Source organism: Cupriavidus sp. IDO, assembly GCF_000812465.1.
Taxonomy (GTDB): Bacteria; Pseudomonadota; Gammaproteobacteria; order Burkholderiales; family Burkholderiaceae; genus Cupriavidus.
The window spans coordinates 1-19,917 of the sequence record NZ_JWMA01000071.1 but is presented as its reverse complement, the minus strand read 5'-3'; the positions used below and the strand labels follow the sequence as shown (position 1 = coordinate 19,917).

Here is a 19,917-nt window from a genome sequence, read left to right as displayed (position 1 = left end):
CCATGATCAATCCGACCTTGCCTCCTGATTCTGCGGCTTTCTTCGATGCTCTCATCCCGCGTATCCCCATGGCTAACGATGCCAGCGATAAGGACCGCCCCCTCGTTGAGGACATTCGCTTGCTGGGACGAATCCTGGGTGATGTGCTCCGCGAGCAGGAAGGCAAGGCGGTCTACGATCTGGTGGAGGAGGTGCGCCAGCTCTCGGTGGCATATCGGATAAAGCGTGAGGAGAATGCCGGAAAAGGGCTCAGCCAACTGTTGATGAGCCTCTCCAACGAGCAGATGCTGAGCGTGATACGCGCGTTCAGCTACTTCTCGCATCTAGCCAACATTGCTGAGGACCAGCATTATCTGCGCCGTCGCGAAGTGCATGAGCACCGGGGAGAACTGCAGATTGGTTCCCTCGCTCTGAGCTTTAAGCGCCTTGCCCAAGCCAATCTCAGCGCCGCCGAGATTGCGAGCATGTTGAGCCGGGCCTACATTTCACCGGTGCTTACCGCCCACCCAAGCGAGGTGCAACGCAAAAGCATTCTGGACGCCGGGCGCGCCATCGCCGAGTTGATCAGGGAGCGGGACGAACTGTACACCGAGGCCCAACGTGTCGACAATGAGGAACGCCTGAAGGCGCGCGTGACGCAGCTCTGGCAGACACGGATGTTGCGCTATTCAAAACTTACCGTTGCAGATGAGATCGAGAACGCGCTGAGCTACTACCAGTTCACTTTCCTGAGGCAGATTCCGCGACTTTATCGCAGCCTTGAGAAGGCTCTGCCCGGCCAAGAAATTGCAACCTTTTTCCGCATGGGTAACTGGATCGGGGGCGACCGGGATGGTAACCCGTTTGTCAATGCGGAAACGCTTCGCCACGCGCTGTCCAGGCAATGCGAGACAGCGCTGCGCCACTACCTGACCGAGGTGCACTTGCTTGGCGCCGAACTCTCGATGTCGGAAATGCTGGTGGGGGTGACGGAGGAAATGGCGGTGCTTGCCCAGCGCTCTCCGGACCGAAGCGCTCACCGCCACGATGAACCCTACCGGCGCGCTTTGGTGGGCATGTATTCTCGTTTGGCCGCGACGCTGCAAGAGCGTACCGGCACTGAGGCACTTCGCCACGCACTGCCACCCCAGAACCCTTATGCCGATGCAGAGGATTTCCTGGCTGACCTTCGTATCATTGAGTCCTCGCTGCGCAGTCATCGGGGCGAGGCATTGATCGCTGCCCGCCTGGCACCTTTGATGCGCGCTGTGCAGGTCTTCGGTTTCCACTTAGCCACTGTGGACCTGCGGCAGAGTTCCACGCAACATGAGGCCGTTCTTTCGGAACTCCTCAAGGTGGCCCAGGTGGAGAGCGATTACTTAGCGCTTGATGAGATCTCCCGCCGCACATTGCTCCTGCGACTGTTGAATGAGGCTCGGCCGCTACGCGTGTTGGGTGCACAGTACACGGATCCGGTTCGATCTGAGCTCGCGGTTTTCGAATCCGCCCGTGAGATTCTGGAGCTTTACGGCCGCCCCGCGATTCGGCACTACATCATCTCGCACACCAAAGACGTGAGCGACTTGCTGGAGGTATTGCTGCTACAAAAGGAGGCGGGGCTCATGCGCGGGGAACTCGATAATCAGACAGTAACCTGTGACCTGATTGTAACGCCCCTGTTCGAGACGATTGGCGACCTGCGCAATGCTGCTTCGATAATGCGTGCCTTCTTTGAGTTGCCTGGGATCACAGACTTAGTGAAGCGTTCCGGGGCCGAGCAAGACATTATGCTCGGCTACAGCGACAGCAACAAAGACGGTGGCTTCTTCACCAGCAACTGGGAGTTATACACGGCAGAACTGGCATTGGTGAAGCATTTCGAAGCCCTCCACTCGGCGCACGGGATCACGCTACGACTCTTCCACGGACGTGGCGGTACGGTGGGCCGTGGCGGTGGGCCACAGTACCAGGCCATCCTGGCCCAGCCGGCAGGCACTGTAAGTGGCCAGATTCGGCTGACGGAGCAGGGTGAAGTGATCGCTTCCAAGTACACGAATCCGGCAATCGGAATACGCAATCTGGAAACACTGGTAGCAGCCACGCTGGAGGCCACGCTTTTACCGCCGTCGGAGAGCGCCCCGAGGGAATTCCTGGCTGCCGCGAGCACGATCTCAGATGCCAGCATGATGGCTTACCGAAAACTGGTCTATGAAACCCCTGGTTTCTCTGACTACTTTTTCGCTGCGACCCCAATCCAGGAGATCTCCGACCTTAACATTGGCTCACGGCCAGCCTCCCGCAAGGCAAGTCGGACGATTGAGGATTTGCGTGCCATCCCCTGGGGCTTTAGTTGGGGCCAATGCCGTGTTGCAATACCGGGTTGGTATGGCTTTGGGAGCGGGGTTGCCGGCTACCTCGGAGACCTGGACAGCGATGGCTATGCCGATCGCCTATCGTTGCTTCGGCGCATGCGCGAGGATTGGCCGTTCTTCCGCACTATGCTTTCCAATTTGGACATGGTGCTGGCCAAAACGGACCTCGGCATCGCATCCCGTTACGCTGAGTTGGTGGGGGACAAGAATCTCGGGCGGACAATCTTCGGGCTGATCCAGGACGAGTACGAACGCACTGGTCGGGCACTGTATCAAATCACAGGTATGGAACGGCGCCTGTCCGATGATCCCACGTTGGCTCGCTCGATCGAGCACCGCTTCCCCTACCTCGATCCGCTTAACCATCTGCAGGTGGAGCTGATGCGACGTCATCGGAACAGTCTGGATGGCGCCCCTGCAAACGAGCGAGTGCAGCGTGGTATTCACCTTTCCATCAACGGTGTAGCCGCAGGCCTGCGCAATACTGGCTGATTGGGTCCAGTGCATTCCGGTGCGTGCGGCCGCTTGTTTGGCCTACGCCACCACTCTTTTCAAGCGTCTTATTTTCACATGGGATGCAGGCATGCCGAGGCTGCAGATATTGACATATGTCGACGCCGGCGCTTCCGACTGGACCGCATGCCTGATGCGGACCATCGTGCGCCAGCTCCATGCCGGCACCTACGAGATGCGCGCGGTAATGGCGGACGACATCCGGCACGACACCACGTTGTTCGATGGGGCCGCGCTGTTTGTCATGCCGGGCGGAGCTGACCTTCCCTATTGCGCATTGCTTAATGGCGGGCCGAACGCGCGCATTCGGCATTACGTAGAACAGGGCGGCGCCTACCTCGGGATTTGCGCAGGCGCGTACTACGCGTGTCGGGAACTGGCGTTTCATGCCGGCACCAGGGGCGCAATCTGTGGTCCGCGGGAGCTGAGCTTTGTCGATGCAGTGGCAGTGGGCTCGCTGCCAGAACTTACCGGCGGCATGCTCTATGACGGCACTCCGCGAACCACGGCCGCCGTGGTACTCCGGACCACGGATCAGCTGACCGATGTCCCGATGTCGCTCTATACGCACTACCATGGCGGTTGCCGCTTTGACTTTGGCGATGCAATAGGCTCGGACACTCAGGTCCTGGCCGTCTATGCGGGTATCGATGACACGCCGCCCGCCATCGTTAGTTCACGCGTTGGCAAGGGCCGCGCGGTGCTCACTGGCGTCCACCTCGAGATCTCCGAGCGGGAGTGCAAGGATGCGCTGCGCGGACACAGTGATATGCCGGAGCACCTCCATGTCTGCGAACGGCTGGCGAAGACCGGCGATGCGCGCCTGGCGGTGTTTCGCCGGTTGCTAGCTCACGCGGGGCTTGCGCTGTGCTGAGCGCTGCGCCATGCCTGTGCTTCCGGCGTAGGGCCTCGTGCGGACCAGATTCGATGGGGCTGACGTTGGTCGAGGGGCATTGGCGATGGCAATCAAGCCAATCAGTGCACTATCATCAGCGACATGATTGACCGTCCGGCCCGCGCCTTGCGTCCGGTTGGCCTTATCGGTAAGGCCGTATATGTCTATTTCGTGCGTGGCAATCAGCTTGCGGTTGCCACGCACGGTGAGATGCTCGTCCACCTATGAATTGCGGTAGAAAGGCAGAGACAAAGCAGCAGCCCATTCGGATTGGAAAGGGCCACGAGCAAGAGCGCATGAAAGCGTCACGCTCGCCGCGTGAGCGGCATTGTGCTGCAGCATCTAGACATCGCTCGGATGATGCCTGCTCACCGACCAGAATGCCGGCGAGCCTTGATCTGCCCCGCACACAAAAGCCTGAGAGACCAGCTCCGCTGGTGTTCAACGCGAGGCGCCGCATGTACTGTCGCGCACGACGATCTCAAATCCGACGTCCTGCGCTGCGGGGACCGTTTCGCCACGCAAACGTGCCAGCAGCGCCTCGGCCCCAAGTCGGCCAATACGTGTGCCATCCACTCTCAGCGTTGAAAGGGCCGGTACTGTGTCAACAGCCAGCGCCTGGTCCCCGAAGCCCAATACGCCAAGCCGGGCAGGTACCATCAAACCAAGAAAATGAGCGTGGGCCAGAACTCCTTGAGCGAGGGCGTCTGAACTGCAGAACACCGCGTCGGCCTCAGGTGCGCGAGTTAGCAACGCCTGCAGCGCCTCGCGGCCACGGCCACGGCCAGCCTGTGGATTGCTTTCGGGAAACACGATCTCCTCTGGTTTCGGACAACCGGCCTCCGCGGCGGCGCGCAGAAAACCCAGTGCTCGCCGGCTCGCCCGGCTGTCATCGGCTCGCAGCAATGCTGGCCGCTGATACCCGCAGGCAGACAGGTGCCGAAACGCGGCTCTGCCGACGTCTTCCTGAGAAAAGCCAATCACAACGTCCATCGGATGCGGCGTGTAGTCCCAGAGTTCGACCACTGGTATGTCGGCATTGAGCAACAGCCGGCGCGTGCGCGAGGTGTGCTCGGTGCCTGTAAGCACGACGCCATCTGGCCGCCGGCTCAGCATTGCGGCGAGCCAGGCTTCCTCGCGTTCCGGCCCGTAGCGGGATATGCCCAGCGTCGTTTCGTAGCGCTCGGCCGCGAGCGAGCTGACCAACGCGTCCAGCATGTCTGAAAACAGCGAATGCCCCACCGAAGGCACGATGGCCGCAATCAGACGGGTCTGCCGCGAGGTCAAACCGCCAGCCAGTGAGTTGGTCACATAGCCAGTCTGCTCAACCGCCTGCGCCACGCGGGCGCGTGCCTCTTCAGCCACGAGCTCAGGCCGGTGGAGCGCACGCGAGGCAGGGAGGCGTTCCAGGCGCACGTTCTGGGGTGGCTCTTGCATTCGCTGTTGACGCACGCTGTCAATCGTAGCAGGTCACATTCGACCGTCTTGACCCGCAACTCGCCGTTCGTGCGAGCGAGTTCATCACGCAATTCATGAAGCCGAGGCGCTGGCGCCAACGGCTGCCACGCAGCCGGCCAAGGAAGAGGTTCCTGACATCGACGTCGCGGGCCACAAGCGCAAGAAGTGCGGGCGCAAATCGCTCGACCCTGCCTTGCCGCGTGATGTGGTCCGCTATGAGCTGCCGGAGTCAGAGCTGGTCTGTGGGCACGACGGCCATGCCCTCGTCGAGATCGGCGTGGAGATCAGCGAGCAGCTCGACGTGATCCCCGAGCAAGTCCGCGTCATCCAGCACCAGCGCGTCAAGTATGCCTGCCCGTGCTGTGATCTGGGCATCAAGGTCACGCCGGCACAGCCGCGCATCATCGTGCGCGGGTTGCTGACCGAGTCGGCCCTGGCGTGGATCGTCACTGGCAAGTACCAATATGGCATGCCGCTGTATCGCCAGGCGACGATGTTGCGCCGCTTTGGCGGCGACCTGTCGCCCAACACGCTGGCCGCCAGCATTGTTCGCATCGGCCGTGCGGTACAGCCGATCATCAATCTCATGCGCGACGTGCTGCTCGATTCCGATCTGGTGTTCGGCGACGAAACCACGGTTCAGGTATTGAAGGAGCCTGGCCGGCGTGCACAGACCAAGAGCTACATGTGGGCCCAAATGAACGGCTCCGGGCCACCAGTTCGGCTGTTCACCTATGCCCCAGGGCGGGGTGGTACCCACGCCGACAAGCTCTACGCCGGCATCCGGCCGAGTGCGGCGTTGATGAGCGCCGGCTACGAGGTCTATAACGGCCTCGCTGCAGCCTATGGGCTCACGCACTTGGGAGGCTGGGCGCACGCCCGTAGGCCCTTCATCGAGGCAGAAGACGCCATCCCCAAGGAAGCGCGCGGGCCAGACCAGATCGCCACGCGCTTCATCCGCCTGATCGGCAAGCTCTATCGTGCGGAGTTCCGGGCACGGGACTGGGCGTCTTCGCGTCGCCAGCGAATACGGGGGCGCTACAGCAAAGCCGTGCTGCGCAACATCGAGCAACTGCTGCTTGCCAAATTGCATGTGGTGTCGCCGGGCAGCTTGCTGGGCAAGGCACTGCACTATCTGCACGGCCAGTGGCCCAAGCTTACTCGCTAGAGAGCGGCACCTGGCCGATGGATTCCAATCCAGTCGAAAACGCCATCAGGCCCTTCGTCGTCGGACGCAAGGGCTGGCTGTTCGTCCTTACGTGACTGGTCTGAGCCAATCGGGAGCTTGTGCGGAGCGGGTGGGGTTTGCGCTTGTGCCCACATTTGGAAGCAAGTGTGATCCGGCAAGACAAATGCCCTTCATCGCCCACCTTCGTTTGTGGAGAGTTGCGACCATCCGCGCTAACAGGCTGTGCTGCTGCCTGAAGGCAACGCGCTGGCCAAACCGGATGCGATTGGCCGCCATGGTGATGAGCCACGGCACGCGGTGACCGCATGGTACTTGGCGTCTTTCCCCGGTAGGTGAGGCCGAGACGGTGGCCGCTGGTGCGCGAGCCACCGCGGTAGTCCCACCACGAAATGCTGACGTGATGCCGGCCCCCAAGAATACGACAATGCATCGCCTTGGGGAAAACCCCCGCATGAAAAATCTGGCGCAATGCTAAACTTAGTCCATATCATAAACAACTAGTCCACTATATGGACGTTAAATATGCCGATCGAGCAACCAGATACACAGCCGCTGATGCCTTATCAGTATCCCAACCCTGCGGAGGCATCGCCTGAGATCGTCATCCCTAACGCAATTCCGACCGACGAGAGGCTGTGGGTGCCTCAGGCGGAGAACGTGTGGTTCAGGCCCCTGTGCCTGAACGCAAGCCAGGGCTATTGGATGAACCTGCTGCGTGTGCGCAAGTCAGGCGTACTGAGCCGCCACCGGCATCCACAAGCCGTGCATGGCTTCGTGCTTAAGGGGCGCTGGCGCTATCTGGAGCACGATTGGGAAGCGACCGAAGGCAGCTATGTCTTTGAGCCGCCCGGTGAGACCCACACCCTCTATGTGCCGCCAGACGTTGAGGAAATGATTACCTATTTCCAGGTCAACGGGATCATGTATTACACCGACCCGTGGGGCAATGGAAACGGCTACGAGGACGTATTCACGAAGATCGAAATGTGCAAGAAGCACTTTAATGAAGTCGGCCTGGGCGAAGACTATGTCAAGCAATTCATCCGCTAAAGCCACAGGTGTGGCCAATTACGATTTTTCCGGACTCGTGGCCGTGGTCACCGGTGGTAGCCAGGGCATCGGTGCCGCCATTGCCCGCCAGTTGACCGGTCACGGAGCCACTGTGGCTGTCTGGGATTTGGCGCCCCAAGACACTGACAACCAGTGGCGCGTGGACGTGACGGATGCCGACAGTGTGTTTGAGGCCTGTCAGCAAACGCTTTCGGAATTGGGGCGCATCGACATATTGGTCAACAGCGCTGGCTACGCCGGCCCAACCCAACCGCTGGAAACGTACGACCCCGCCGTATGGGAACGCATCGTCCACGTCAACCTTGTCGGTACCTTCAACACTTGCCGGGCAATTGTTCCCGCCATGCAACGCAAGGGTACCGGGCGCATCGTCAACGTTGCGTCGCTGGCAGGTAAGGAGGGCACGCCGAATGCGTCAGCCTACAGTGCTGCCAAAGCGGGCGTGATGGCTCTGACGAAGTCACTTGGTAAAGAGCTGGCCGACACCGACATTCTTGTAAATGCCGTGGCACCTGCGGCGATTCGAACCACTTTACTTGAACAGATGTCGCCGGCGCACGTGCAAACCATGATCGACAAAAGCCCCATGCGCCGATTGGGTGAATCTGAAGAAGTCGCAGAGCTCGTAACCTGGCTGTGCTCTGGGTCATGCACATTCAGCACGGGGGCGGTCTTTGACCTATCCGGCGGGCGCGCGACTTATTAGCGAGGAATTCGCAGCGCAACTGCGGCACAAGCTGATATCGCAGTAGTCCAACATCATTCAAAAAGAGAAAATGGAGACAAGTCCCGTGAGAAAAGTCGCCTTCCGATTCTATTGTGGACTTCACCTGGGCGTGGCGATGCTGGGTGCCGCTGGCACCCTGGCTCACGCGCAGGGCCCAGCCTATCCCACGCACGCCATCGAGCTGGTGGTGCCCTTCCAGGCGGGGGGCGGAACGGATGCGTTGGCGCGGGCGTTCGCGGATTCTGCGCGAAAGCACCTGCCGCAGAACGTGATCGTGGTGAACAAGCCCGGCGCAAGCGGTGCGATCGGCTGGGCGGAGGTGGCCAATGCAAAGCCCGATGGCTACAAGTTGTCCCTGGTGACGGCCGACATCACGATCGTCCCGCACCTTGGGCTGACCAAGCTCACGTACGAAAACCTCACGCCGGTTGCGCGGTTGAATGTCGACCCTTCCGCTATCACCGTGCGCAGCGATTCGCCCTACACAACCGTGCAGGCATTCCTCGATGCTGCCCGCAAGAACCCGGGCGCAATCCGGGTCGGGAATGGAGGCAATGGATCGATCTGGCACCTTGCCGCGGCGGCGCTGGAAAACAAGACCGGCACCAGCTTCAATCACATTCCTTACCCGGGCGGGAATCCTGCGGTCCTCGCCTTGCTGGGCGGCCATATCGATGCAGTGACGGTGAGCCCCGCCGAAGTCTATCCCTATGTCGCCGCTGGCAAGCTGAAGACGCTGGCGGTCATGTCCGACACGCGCGTGAAGGGCTTCGAGGCCGTGCCGACATTGAAGGAAAGCAAGGTGGACTTGTCCATTGGCACGTGGCGCGGAATTGCCGTGCCCCTTAACACGCCGCCAGAAGTGGTGAACGTGCTTCGCGAAGCAATCGCCAAGACTGTCCGCGAGCCGGCGCTCAGGGACATGATGGACAAGCAGAACCTGGGTTTCTCCTATGCAGACCAGGATGAATTCAAGGCTGCGATCGCAAAGGACAACGCCTACTTCAAATCCCTGATCGGCAAGGTCGGCCTGCGCCAGTAATTCTCCAACAGTGGCGGGACGCTGGATTGAGCGCCTCCCGCCACCGCTTATTCCTCCGGATCACCATGACTTTCCAGCCTGGCCTCTTCAAGGGCAAGCATGCCCTTGTCACCGGTGCGACCCAGGGCATAGGTGCCGCAGTGGCCAATGCCCTTGCCGCACTCGGTGCCAACGTGACAGCGGTCGGTATCGATCGGGGTGACCGCTCGCTCGACGCTCGCGTCGACGTCCGCCTGGCGGACGTGAGCAGCGAAGCCGATGTGGCTGCTCTATTCGGGAAACTGTCCACGCTGGACATCCTGGTGAACTGTGCCGGCATTATTCGCCGTGGCTGGGAGCATGACGTGGCGGTGTTCGAGCAGGTAGTCGCGGTGAACCTGACGGGCACGATGCGCATCTGCGTCGCCGCCCGTCCCCTGTTGGCCGCACGGCGCGGTGTCATCGTGAATACGGCTTCGATGCTAAGCTTCTTCGGAGGCGCGCAGGTCCCGGGATATGCCGCCAGCAAGGGTGGCGTTGCGCAACTGACAAAGTCGCTTGCATTGGCCTATGCCGCCGACGGCATTCGTGTGAACGCCGTCGCGCCGGGATGGATCGCCACGCCGCTCACGCAGGCACTACAGCAAGACCAGGGGCGCAGCGGCGCCATTCTGCAGCGCACGCCGCTGGGCCGCTGGGGCCAACCCGAGGACATCGCGGATGCGGTGGCCTTCCTCTGCGCTCCAGCATCTGCTTTCATTACCGGGGTCATCCTGCCGGTCGACGGTGGTTACCTGGTCGCCTAAAAAACCGGGGCGCGCGGGACGCGCCCTATCTCGAGGAGTTCCTATGTCAAGCCAACCCCCCGCCACCACACGCCATGACGCCGCCGCGCTGCGCGCTATGGCACAGGCCATGTTCGAGCACGTGGGCATGCCCGCCGACCGGGCCGCCGACGTGGCGGACATCCTGGTCGAAGGCGACCTGATGGGCCATGACACGCACGGCCTGCAACTGCTGCCCGCCTACCTGGCCGAGATCGAAAGCGGCAGCATGGCGGTCAAGGAGGGCTACGACGTGCTCGCCAACCGCGCGGCCGTGGCGACCTGGGACGGCAAGCGCCTGCCCGGTCCGTGGCTGACGCTGCGCGCGATGGAAAGCGCGATGGCGCGGGCACGCGACTATGGCACCGGCACGATTACCATCCGGCGCGCCCACCATATCGCCTGCCTGGCGGCTTACCTGGAGCGGGCCGCGCGGGCTGGCTTCGTGATGCTGCTGTACTCCTCGGCGCCGGCGACCAATACGGTGGCGCCGTTCGGCGGCACCCGCCCGGTGTTCTCGCCCAGCCCGATGGCGGTGGGCTTTCCCACGCCGCAGGGGCCGGTGCTGATCGATGTCTCGACCTCCATCACCACGGTCGGAATGACCACCCGGCTCTACAAGCAGGGCAAGCGACTGCCGCACCAGTGGCTGATCGATGAGAACGGCAATGCCAGCGACGACCCTGCCGTCCTGTTCCCGCCGCATGCGGGGTCGATCTTGCCGTTGGGCGGCCTGGATGCCGGCCACAAGGGCTATGCACTGTCCCTGATGGTGGAGGCGCTGACGGCCGGCCTGTCCGGCCATGGCCGTGACGATCCGGGCAAGGTCTGGGGCAATACCGTGTTTCTGCAGATACTGGACCCGTCGGCCTTTGCCGGCGAGGAGGCCTTTGCGGCACAGATGGGCTGGATCGCACGGGCCTGCAGCGACAACCCGCCACGGCCGGGCGTGGATCGCGTGCGCTTGCCGGGGCAGGGCGCACTGGAACGCAAGGCGCGCCAGCTGCGCGATGGCGTGGCGCTGAACCCGGCCATCCTGCCGCAGCTCCAGCCCTGGCTGGAGAAGTTCGGCATGTCCGCCCCGGCGCCGCTGGCCTGAAGTGTGGCGGGGCGACCCGGGTTCGTTCAGGGCTGCCAGAAGCCAGCGTGCACCTGCACCACCTCTTCCGTCAGCGCGTTGCCGTGCACGGCAACGCTGTGCTGGCCGCGGCCGACATGGCCCTGATCGAGCAAGCCGTGCCTGAGGCGGCCGTTGCAGGCGCGCCATGGCGAGGCGCTGTCGTCGACTAGCGGGGCCATTGGTATTGCGATGGTTGCTGCTGCGTCCGCCGCACCAGCACCTGTCGGATGGAGGCGAGATAACGATCCCCGACTTCCGCGCTGGCGCGGTTCGACTGTGCCCGCAGCGTGCAGCGGGTCGCGAGGGAAAACCCTTCTTTTCCCGGTCCAAGCCTTCCCCTAAACTCCATCCATATTATAGTCATCGTATCCACAATATGGACAGACATATCACTCGATGCGCCTGATGCGGAACCGCTTACGCCATATCAACTCCCCAATCCCCGGGATGCACGGCCTGAATTCGTTGTGCCGCAAGCCTGGGGTCATGTACTACACGAACCCATGGGGGAAAGGCATGGGCTACGAGTTTGCTCGATCAAATGGCGCCGGCCCATGTGCAGGCCATGATCGCGAAGAGCCCGACGGGGGAACCCTCGGAAGATCGTGCACGTTCAGCACGGGAGCGGCATTTGACCTGTCCAACGGGCGCGCCACCTACTGACGTCGGCGCAAACCGCCGGCAAAGGTCGTTATATGACGCTTGTCTGCAATTGTCATATCGGACGATTATCTAAACCGATTAACCGCATGAACTACGAATTCGACTTCAGCTTTCTCACGACGCACTGGCACGCATTGGTCGACGGCATGCTGCTGACTCTACGCATGTCTCTCACTACCATTGTGCTTGGCTTCGTCGTCGGCGTGGCGCTCGCCGTGGCCCGCACACAGGGCGGCCCCCTGCTGCGCAAGGCGGTGGGTTTCTATGTGGAGGCGCTTCGCAACACGCCGCTGGTGGTCCAGGCCTTCTGGCTGTTCTTCGGCCTCGCTGCGATTCAGGTTCGGGTACCGGCGCTTGCGGCGGCGGTGATCGCGCTGGTGATCAACGTGTCGGCCTACACCGCCGAGATCGTGCGGGCCGGCATGGAGTCCGTTCCGCGCGGCCAGTTGGAAGCGGCATCCTGCCTGGGCATGTCGCGCTGGAAGATGCTTCGCCTTGTCATTCTGCCGCAGGCGGTTGAGCGCATGTACCCCGCGCTCATCAGCCAGTTCGTTCTGATGATGCTGGCCACTTCCATCATGTCGCAGATCTCCGCGGAAGAGCTGACGGCGGTCGGTTACGTCATCCAGTCCGAGACCTTCCGCGGCTTCGAGATCTACCTCGTCATCGCCGTCGTCTATCTCGCCATGTCCTGGCTGCTGCGGCTGACCATGGCCGGCCTGGCCAACGTTGCGTTCGCCCGCCGTCGTCGTCTCAAAACGCCGCTCTGAGTCTGCGGCCCACACAAGGAATACAGAATGCTGTTCGGAATCTCGTTCGATCAGGTCGGCTTTATCTTACAGGGGGCGGGCTGGACGCTGGTGCTGGCGCTCATGGGCTTCGTCGGCGGCCTGCTGGCGGGCCTGCCGATCGCGCTGGCGCTTAGCCGCGGCGGCTGGTGGCTGCGCGGTGTGGCCGGTGCCTATGTGAAGCTGGTCCAGGGCATCCCGCTGCCAGTGATCATGTTCCTGTGCTACTTCGGTATCAGTATCGCGGGCTTCGAGCTGCCCTCGCTGGTGGCGGCAGGGCTCGCCATGACGGCCTATGCCAGTGCCTACCTCGGCGAGATCTGGAAGGGCTGCATCCAAGCCGTCCCGCGCACGCAGTGGGAGGCCGCTGAATGCCTCGCACTGCGGCCGCTGCAGCGAGTGGTCCACGTGATCCTGCCGCAGGCGGTGCGCGTCGCTATCGCGCCGACAGTGGGATTTCTCGTGCAGATCGTCAAGAACTCGTCCTATGCCGTGGTCATCGGCTTCTTCGACCTGACCTACTCCGCACGGGTGGTGAACAACTCCACCTTCAAGCCCTTCGTGGTCTTCACACTGGCTGCGCTGCTGTACTTCGCGATCTGCTACCCACTCTCTTCGCTGGCGTACCGCCTCGAGAAGCGCCTGGCCCGGCGCTGACCACGGTCAGTGCACTGAATAAGGAAATATCCCATGGATGACATCGTCCGCTTTCACAAAGTCTGCAAGTCGTTCGGCGACGTGCAGATCCTCAAAAATGTGAACTTCTCGGTCGAACGCGGCCAGGTGGTCGCGCTGATTGGCCGCAGCGGCTCGGGCAAGACCACAGCGCTGCGCTGCATCAACGGCCTGGAGACCATCCAGGGCGGCGAGCTGCATGTGTGCGGCCGGGCCATGCACTCGGGAACGGTTGATCTGCTGGCGCTGCGGCAGGAAGTCGGCATCGTGTTCCAGAGCTACAACCTTTTCCCGCACCTGACGGTGCTGCAGAACGTGACTCTGGCGCCGCGCAAGGTCAAACACCTGCCGCGCAAGCAAGCCGATGAGCTGGGCATGCAGATGCTGCAGAAGGTGGGTCTGGAAGAGCGCGCCCACTACTACCCGGAACAACTCTCCGGCGGCCAGCAGCAGCGCGCGGCCATCGCTCGCTCGCTGGCCATGGAACCCAAGCTGATGCTATTCGACGAAGTGACATCCGCCCTCGACCCGCAGCTCACCGGCGAAGTGCTGCGCGTCATCGAGCGCTTGGCACAGGACGGCATGACGATGGTGCTGGTCACACACGAGATGGCGTTTGCCCGCTCGGTGGCCGACCAGATCATGTTCATGCACCAGGGCATCGTCTGGGAGCGCGGCAGCGACGAGTTGCTAAGCAACCCCTCCACGCCAGAACTGCAGCAGTTCGTGGCCAACGGCCTGTGAGCCTGGCAGCCATTACACTTTTACTATAATCAGGAGACACGCTTCCATGAAGCTCACCCGACACCTTTTCCTCGCTCTAGCCGCGCTTTCGCTCGCCGCCGGCGCCACAGCGGCACACGCTACCAACGCGCTGGACACCATCAAGCAGCGCAAGACGATCCTGGTCGCGGTAGACATTGGCGCACCGCCCTACGGCATGATCGATGACCAAGTCCGGCAGGTGGGTTCCGACGTCGAGGCCGCCAAGCTGCTGGCAAAAGATCTCGGCGTGGCGCTGCAGATCGTTCCGGTAACCGGCCCGAACCGCGTTCCGTTCCTGCTCAGCCGCAAGGCCGACGTGGTGATGGCCTCCTTCTCCATCACCGAGGACCGCAAGAAGGTGATCGACTTCTCCGAGCCCTACGGCGTGGTGCCGATTGTGGTCGGCGGGCCGGCGGCCGCCAAGGTCGCGTCCTTCGCTGACCTGTCCGGCAAGACCATCGCAGTCACCCGCGGCACCACGAGCGACCAGGAACTGACCCGCGGCAGCAAGGGGGTCCCGGGTGTCGGCATCGTGCGCTACGAGGACGATGCCACCACCAACACCGCCGTGGCCACCGGCCAACAGGATTACATTGCAACCCCGCCCAGCGTCATCTCGGCCGTGAAGAAGGCCAACCCGTCGCGCGACATCGTCCCCAAGTTCGCCGTGAAGTCCTACCCGTACGGCATCGGCCTGCGCAAGAACGAGCCCGAGCTAAAAGCCTGGCTCGACGGCTGGGTCAAGACCAACCTCAAGAACGGCAATTTGAACGAGATCTACAAACGCTACTTCGGCATGCCGCTGCCGCCGGAATTGCTTCAGTAAACCGCGCAGAGACTACACACCCTGACTACCGCCATGCAGACTCCCGCCGCAAAATCCTCCACGCCTTCTTCCTCCACGCTCGGGGTTGCGCGCGTCATCCGGCTGCACCCGCAGGACGACGTCGTCATCTCGCTGGACCAACTGGTGGCCGGCACGCCCATCCCTTCGGAAGGGACCACCGTTGTCGGGCTGATTCCGCCCGGCCACAAAATGGCCACACGCGCCATTGCACCGGGAACGCCCGTTCGGCGCTACGGGCAGATCATCGGCTTCGCGAGCCAGGCGATCCAGCCTGGCCAGCACGTGCATACGCATAATCTGGCGATGGGCGATTTCGCCCGCGACTACGCTTTCGGCGAGGAGGCGCGCCCCACCATTCCGGCACCTACGCCGGCCACCTTCCAGGGCATCGTCCGCGCCGATGGCCGCGTGGCAACGCGCAATTACATTGGCATCCTGACCTCGGTCAACTGTTCGGCCACCGTGGCACGCGCCATCGCCGACCATTTCCGTCGCGACATCCACCCGGAGGCGCTGGCAGATTTCCCGAACGTGGACGGCGTCGTGGCTCTCACCCACGGCACCGGCTGCGCCATGGACTCCGAAGGCGAGGGCCTGGCGCTCCTGCAGCGCACGCTTGGGGGCTACGCTTGCCATCCCAACTTCGCGAGCCTGTTGGTGATCGGTTTGGGCTGCGAAACCAACCAGATCCCACGGCTGCTGGCAACCCAGGGCCTGCAGGAGAATGAACGCTTGCGCGCTTTCACGATCCAGGACACGGGCGGCACCACCAAGACCATCGCGCGCGGCATTGAGTTGATCCGCGAGATGCTGCCGGCTGCCAATGCGGTGCGGCGCGAGACGGTACCGGCAAGCCATCTGATCGTGGGCCTGCAGTGTGGTGGCTCCGATGGCTATTCCGGTATCTCTGCCAACCCGGTGCTCGGTGCGGCGGTCGACTTGCTGGTGCAGCACGGTGGCACTGCCATCCTGTCGGAGACGCCCGAGATCTATGGCGCCGAGCACCTGCTCACTCGCCGCGCGCAGACGCCAGACGTCGGACGCAAGCTGGTTGAGCGCATTCGCTGGTGGGAGGCCCACTGCGCCCGCAACGGCGCCGCGATGAACAACAACCCTTCGTCGGGCAACAAGGCTGGCGGCCTGACCACGGTGCTGGAGAAGTCGCTTGGCGGCATCGCGAAGGGTGGGTCGACCAACCTGGTGGAGGTCTACGAGTATGCCCAGCCCGTGCGGGCTCACGGGCTGGTGTTCATGGACACGCCCGGCTACGACCCGATCTCGGCCACTGGCCAGGTGGCCGGCGGCGCGAACCTGATCTGCTTCACCACCGGCCGCGGCTCGGCCTACGGCTGTGCGCCATCGCCTTCCTTCAAGTTGGCGACCAACACCGCCCTGTGGGAGCGCCAGTCGGACGACATGGACCTGAACTGCGGCGAGATTCTGGAGGGCCGGCGCACTATTCCTGAACTGGGTGCCGAGTTATTCCAGCGACTGCTGGGCCTCGCGTCGGGCGAGCGCTCCCGCAGCGAATGCCATGGTTATGGTCAGCAGGAGTTTGTGCCTTGGCAGATCAGCGTGGTCGTCTGAGTTTGCAGGCTGGCTCCAGACTTCTGCCGGCGGATCTCCGTAGTAGGGGCCGCCCAGTTCGTAGGTTCTACCTTACCGCAGGCCTACTTTAGGCCGCCTTGGTTTGGCTCATGGCACCAGACCAGGTCCCCGGGTGAAGGGCAACACCCGGGGCGGTTGCATACCAATTTGAGCGGTTCTACGACCCGGTACGGCGCAATTTGGCACTCAGCTGCGTTAGACCGGTACAATTCGACACAGCTTAAGAAATGTAGGTCGGTGTAAACCGGCAGCAGCCCAGTCTTCGAGCGGATAATGATTCCCCGAAGAGTTTGTCCCATCTCAGATTCGCCATGACCCGATCGTCGTCGCCCGCGCCACGGGCATCTTCACAGATTGCCGGAACAGCCGCATTTTCCAAGTTCATGCACTTGTTGCAGCTTGTGGCCGATACGCCTGGGCCATTGACCATCGCGGAACTCAGCAAGTTGAGCGGGTATCCGCGCCCGACGGTCCATCGCACCGTGGCTGCTCTGGTCGCGGAGCGACTATTGGAGGAAAGTCCGCAAACAGGCCGTCTGGCACTCGGGCCGCGTCTGATTCAATTGGCTAACCGGAGTTGGGGGCGGTCGGAGTTGCGGCTGGCGTCGGTAGAAGATCTCAAACAGTTGCGCGACATCACAGGCGAAACAGTCCATTTGGCTGTGCCGAATGGTCACCACATGGTTTATGTGGAAAAGCTGGAAAGTCCGAGTGCCGTGCGCATGACTTCGCGTATCGGAACAAACGTCTCTCTCCACTCGACGGCGGTAGGGAAGGCCTATCTCGCGGCGCTCGAAGAGACCGCTTGCGATACGTTGCTACGGGAGTTGCCGAGCCCCTTCACTCGCTACACGCCCAACACCATCATCACACTAGCTGGCCTGCGCGCCCAACTGGTTAATATACGCAAGCGTGGCTGGTCAGTTGACGATGAAGAACAAGAAGCTGGCATTTGTTGTTTTGGTGCAGCCATCTTTGGACGCAAAGGGCAGCCCATTGCCGCAATCAGCGTCAGCACGTTGCGTTTCCGTCAGAAGGACGATCCTTTGCATGCCTATGTACAACCCTTGCTGGAAACCTGCAGGGTCATCTCTCAGCGCATCGCCGAGACACCAGCCTTTTCCGAGACGGATTCCTTCTAGGAGTTGCGCTGCTATCGTCATTGGCCCGATGCCATGGCCGACTAAGCCCATGTGCCGAGTCGGGGCGACGTCGATTTGCGCGACTTCGAAGGACGTAGCGCCCTGCCTCGGAGGCTGGCCGGCCTCTGCACGAGGTCGCAGTGTAAATGCTGTAATCGGAGACAGTGCTTGACGCCGTGTACTGCTTCGTCAGGCTTCTCCCTCGCGGCAGTCGTTGACGCTGCGTTGCCAGCATCGGTCATCGTGAGGATATGCGGGCTGTGACGTGGCATGAATATGGCCCTCCGAATGCCGAACGCGCCCGCATGTTCTTCCGGCTACTCCATGCTGGCTAGGATGCCGGCCGAGCCTGCTGCCGGCACCACGAACGTCGTGCCCTTCATTGGCGTGCTTGTCACCGATACGGTGCCACCATGACGAAGGACAACTGTGCGTACGAACGCCAGTCCCAATCCAATACCGGATCCAGCATGTGGGCTAGGGGCCTGGCTACGCTGAAATGGCTGAAACAGTTTGGGAAGGACGTGTGACGGGATCCCGGTACCAAAGTCCGTCACGGACACCCTTCCAGCAGAGATCTTCGCGCAACACGTCCACACGCACTTCGCCGAGTTCATGGCTGAATTTGATTGCGTTGTTGATCAGATTGCTGATGACCCGAAGCAGCAGCCAGGAGCTGCCACGCACCCAGGCGCGCTCCTCATCTTCACAGTACACGATCCGGACTCGGCGTTGATTCATGAAAACCCAGGCATCATCAATGGCTTCGGTAGTGATTTCGCGCAGGTCGACCTCCTGCGTTCCCCAGGCGTCGGACTCAGCCTGCGTCAGCGCCCGCTTGGTCTGATGCAAGACACGTTCACGCATTGTCAGCTCGTCGTGGGGCGCTGATGTGTTCTGCCGGGATTCAATAAGCGCGATGATCGAGGTCAACGGCGCCCGCATGTCATGTGAAATGAAGCCCAGTGCCTGCTCACGCTGGTCCTGCAGAAGAAGGTTTTCCGCATTGACGGCTTGCAACAGTCGAGGCCCTTGCCGCAGATTCGCGATGTCGTCCTTCTGTCGGGCAAAGCCTGGCATATCTTGCGCCTCGAACGCGAATGCCTTGGAGATTTCCGCGACAGGCTGGATCACCTTGCGCTTGAATGCCAGCATGAGCGTGAGGATGGCCGCGAGCAACAGCAACCAGAAGCCGATGGCCGTTGCCAAGTGAAAGCGCGCTTGTTCCAGAGCCTCCTCGATCTGCGTCAGAGCAGCGCCCGGCGAACTCGAACTGCAGGCGGATCGCCAAGGGGATGACGTAGTTCTCCTGGCTCTCGGCCTCGATCCGGTCGAGCTGCCGAAACAGCTTGCCCATGTCCTCGTCGCTGATGAGGTGAGTCGCCTTCCCGTGGGGGTACATCGGAACGTGCCGGCAGGGGTTGGTGCCGTCCGGTCAATAGCCCCATACCTCGGCCAGGTTGAACATCTTGCGCAGAACGCCGAAGACCTTGTTGGCTTCCGTCTTCTTGTACGAGAGCTTTTCCATGAGCCCCGCGATGTCGGGGCGCCTTACATCATGAACCTTCTTGCAGCCCAACAGGGGGATGACGTTGCGATCGATGATGGCCTGGTAGCTTTTCTGAGTGCTGGGCTTGTTGCGCTGCTTCGAGTAGTCCACCATGAACTTCTTGCACAGTTCAGCGACCGTGGGGGCTTTGCGCGCTTCGGCTTTGGCAGCGCCAGGGTCGCCGCCCCGGCGAACTTCGGCCAGCCATGCCTGGGCCAGGGATCGGGCCTGTTCGACGGTCAGTTCCCCGTAAAGGCCCAAGGCAGGCTTGCGGCGCTCGCCTGCGTTCGTGCGGTACTGGAGCATGAACACCTTGCGGCCGGCTGGAGTAATCTTGCACAGGAAGCCGGGGACCAGGGTGTCGCGCAGTTCGACGGCCTGCGCCTGGGGTTGCGCCGCATCGACAGCGGACTTGGTGAGTTTGATTTTCGCCATGATGACCCATCGGAAAGATCCGGTTTCCAGGGGTCACATGGGAGCCACGAGATAGGAAGCTGGGTCAGGTTTCGGAAAGCACCGGCATATGTTGAACTCGCCTAAGTTATTGATAAACCTGCTGTATCGGGCCTCGGCGTAGTCCAGCGAAGTTCGGTGCTGGAGTCATGGTGTAATGAAAAAGCTCTCTTCGCAGTGGCAGTCGCAGCTTGCGCCATGTCCGGCGCCGCCATTGCCCAATCGTCGTCCAACGTGACGCTCTATGGCATCGCTGAT

The 19,917-nt window shown here is 62.0% G+C and carries 17 protein-coding genes and 2 pseudogenes; 14 read left to right on the top strand and 5 right to left on the bottom strand.

Going from position 1 to position 19,917, the window contains the following annotated elements:
* Positions 1-68 precede the first annotated feature (68 nt).
* Positions 69-2,843 carry a phosphoenolpyruvate carboxylase gene (gene ppc, locus RM96_RS20815; RefSeq protein WP_052279633.1) on the top strand — a complete coding sequence of 925 codons (2,775 nt, stop codon included), beginning with the start codon at positions 69-71 and terminating at the stop codon, positions 2,841-2,843.
* Between the two features lie 91 nt (positions 2,844-2,934).
* Positions 2,935-3,738, top strand: coding sequence for a BPL-N domain-containing protein (locus RM96_RS20810; protein WP_039013343.1), 804 nt, complete (start codon positions 2,935-2,937; stop codon positions 3,736-3,738).
* Positions 3,739-4,200: 462 nt separating this feature from the next.
* On the opposite strand, the gene RM96_RS20805 is transcribed toward RM96_RS20810, so the two are convergent.
* On the bottom strand, positions 4,201-5,070 hold the full coding sequence (locus tag RM96_RS20805) for a substrate-binding domain-containing protein (RefSeq protein WP_338011427.1): 870 nt from the start codon (positions 5,068-5,070) through the stop codon (positions 4,201-4,203).
* 220 nt (positions 5,071-5,290) lie between these two features.
* Between RM96_RS20805 and tnpC the strand changes: the two are divergent.
* The 6 genes and pseudogenes from tnpC to RM96_RS20775 form a co-directional block, all read left to right on the top strand.
* Positions 5,291-6,468, top strand: a pseudogene (gene tnpC, locus RM96_RS20800) (IS66 family transposase); the annotation flags it as partial.
* A 460-nt stretch (positions 6,469-6,928) separates the two neighbouring features.
* Positions 6,929-7,456, top strand: a complete 528-nt coding sequence (locus tag RM96_RS20795) for a 2,4'-dihydroxyacetophenone dioxygenase family protein (RefSeq protein ID WP_039013341.1) — start codon at positions 6,929-6,931, stop codon at positions 7,454-7,456.
* Positions 7,434-8,183, top strand: coding sequence for an SDR family NAD(P)-dependent oxidoreductase (locus RM96_RS20790; protein ID WP_052279624.1), 750 nt, complete (start codon positions 7,434-7,436; stop codon positions 8,181-8,183). The genes RM96_RS20795 and RM96_RS20790 overlap by 23 nt, the downstream gene beginning before the upstream one ends.
* Positions 8,184-8,319: 136 nt before the next feature.
* A complete protein-coding gene (locus RM96_RS20785; protein ID WP_082016630.1) occupies positions 8,320-9,246 on the top strand; it encodes a tripartite tricarboxylate transporter substrate binding protein in 927 nt (308 codons plus the stop codon).
* A gap of 65 nt (positions 9,247-9,311) precedes the next feature.
* Positions 9,312-10,031 (top strand): SDR family NAD(P)-dependent oxidoreductase, encoded by a 720-nt coding sequence (locus tag RM96_RS20780; protein WP_039013336.1) that lies wholly within the window; start codon positions 9,312-9,314, stop codon positions 10,029-10,031.
* 43 nt (positions 10,032-10,074) lie between these two features.
* Positions 10,075-11,148 (top strand): Ldh family oxidoreductase, encoded by a 1,074-nt coding sequence (locus tag RM96_RS20775; protein WP_052279622.1) that lies wholly within the window; start codon positions 10,075-10,077, stop codon positions 11,146-11,148.
* 26 nt (positions 11,149-11,174) lie between these two features.
* On the opposite strand, the gene RM96_RS39435 is transcribed toward RM96_RS20775, so the two are convergent.
* Positions 11,175-11,348: a hypothetical protein gene (locus tag RM96_RS39435; protein ID WP_193752494.1), complete on the bottom strand. Its 174-nt coding sequence runs from the start codon at positions 11,346-11,348 to the stop codon at positions 11,175-11,177.
* Positions 11,349-11,918: 570 nt separating this feature from the next.
* Here RM96_RS39435 and RM96_RS20770 point away from each other — a divergent pair.
* From RM96_RS20770 to RM96_RS20745, 6 genes are all read left to right on the top strand, one after another.
* The gene (locus RM96_RS20770; protein ID WP_039013335.1) at positions 11,919-12,602 is read left to right on the top strand and encodes an amino acid ABC transporter permease; all 684 of its coding nucleotides are present in this window, start codon (positions 11,919-11,921) and stop codon (positions 12,600-12,602) included.
* A 27-nt stretch (positions 12,603-12,629) separates the two neighbouring features.
* Positions 12,630-13,277 carry an amino acid ABC transporter permease gene (locus tag RM96_RS20765; protein WP_039013334.1) on the top strand — a complete coding sequence of 216 codons (648 nt, stop codon included), beginning with the start codon at positions 12,630-12,632 and terminating at the stop codon, positions 13,275-13,277.
* Positions 13,278-13,310: 33 nt separating this feature from the next.
* Positions 13,311-14,039 carry an amino acid ABC transporter ATP-binding protein gene (locus RM96_RS20760; protein ID WP_039013333.1) on the top strand — a complete coding sequence of 243 codons (729 nt, stop codon included), beginning with the start codon at positions 13,311-13,313 and terminating at the stop codon, positions 14,037-14,039.
* Positions 14,040-14,085: 46 nt separating this feature from the next.
* Entirely contained in the window at positions 14,086-14,886 is an 801-nt protein-coding gene (locus RM96_RS20755) for a transporter substrate-binding domain-containing protein (protein WP_039013332.1), read from the top strand.
* A 33-nt stretch (positions 14,887-14,919) separates the two neighbouring features.
* Positions 14,920-16,494: a UxaA family hydrolase gene (locus RM96_RS20750; RefSeq protein WP_052279621.1), complete on the top strand. Its 1,575-nt coding sequence runs from the start codon at positions 14,920-14,922 to the stop codon at positions 16,492-16,494.
* Between the two features lie 332 nt (positions 16,495-16,826).
* Entirely contained in the window at positions 16,827-17,657 is an 831-nt protein-coding gene (locus RM96_RS20745; RefSeq protein WP_039013330.1) for an IclR family transcriptional regulator, read from the top strand.
* Between the two features lie 317 nt (positions 17,658-17,974).
* On the opposite strand, the gene RM96_RS40895 is transcribed toward RM96_RS20745, so the two are convergent.
* The 3 genes and pseudogenes from RM96_RS40895 to RM96_RS20735 all read right to left on the bottom strand — a co-directional run.
* Positions 17,975-18,214 carry a sensor histidine kinase gene (locus RM96_RS40895; RefSeq protein WP_193752493.1) on the bottom strand — a complete coding sequence of 80 codons (240 nt, stop codon included), beginning with the start codon at positions 18,212-18,214 and terminating at the stop codon, positions 17,975-17,977.
* Positions 18,147-18,866 carry a sensor histidine kinase gene (locus tag RM96_RS39430; protein WP_193752495.1) on the bottom strand — a complete coding sequence of 240 codons (720 nt, stop codon included), beginning with the start codon at positions 18,864-18,866 and terminating at the stop codon, positions 18,147-18,149. Before RM96_RS39430 ends, RM96_RS40895 begins: the two co-directional genes overlap by 68 nt.
* A gap of 37 nt (positions 18,867-18,903) precedes the next feature.
* Positions 18,904-19,641, bottom strand: a pseudogene (locus tag RM96_RS20735) (integrase arm-type DNA-binding domain-containing protein); the annotation flags it as partial.
* Between the last annotated feature and the right edge of the window lie 276 nt (positions 19,642-19,917).